Annotated in this window: 1 protein-coding gene; it reads left to right on the top strand. The window is 63.8% G+C overall.

Features of this window, described 5'->3' with window-relative positions; all coding sequences use genetic code 11:
• Positions 1–774, top strand: a 774-nt coding sequence (locus tag AC0L2R_RS33780) for an ATP-binding protein (protein ID WP_473514111.1), incomplete at both ends; no start/stop codon positions are given.

The raw sequence follows: 774 nt of genomic DNA, 5'->3' as shown, positions 1-774 counted from the left end.
CTCGATGCTCCTCGTCCTCGACTGCTGCGAGCACCTCATCGACGAAGTCGCGGCGATCGCCGAGGAACTGATCACCAGGACGCGGCACGTGACGATCCTGGCGACCAGCAGGGAGCCGCTTCGGGTCGCGCCCGAATGGGTTCTGCGCTTGCCGCCGCTGGACTGCCCGGGACCGGACGAGAAGCTGGATGCGGCAAGGGCACTGGATTTTGCTGCGGTCCAGCTGTTCGTCGAGCGCGCTTCAGCAAGCCTTGGAGGTTATTCTTTGAGCGACGCCGACGCCCCGGTGGTGGCCGATATCTGCCGCCGCCTCGATGGCATCGTGCTCGCTATCGAACTGGCTGCGGGGCGCGTTGATACGTTCGGCATTGCCGGCGTTGCGGAATCGCTGCGGTCTAATTTCGACATCCTGACGCGTGGACGACGCACGGCTCTGCCACGCCACCAGACGCTTCGCGCGACGATGGAGTGGAGCTTTTCCCTGCTTTCCCCGGCACAGCAGGCCGCTCTCGTGCAGCTTTCGGTGTTCAATCAGGATTTTACGCTGGCGGCGGCGCGCGCAGTGGTGTCGGGTGAAAGTGGCGGCGACGTCGAAGAGTGCATCATGGACCTTGCCGCGAAGTCGCTCGTGGTCGTTGATCGCAATGCCTATCCGGTGCGCTATCGCCTGCTTGACATGACTCGCGCCTACGCAGCTGAGAAATTTTCGGTCGCCGTGTCGCGGGAAGACGCTTCGCGCCGCCACGCAGTCCACTATCGGAGCCTGCTCGAATG

The sequence above is a fragment of the Mesorhizobium sp. WSM4820 genome (genome assembly GCF_055811075.1).
Note: the sequence above shows the minus strand (reverse complement) of the source record. Positions and strands in the feature narration are given on the sequence as shown.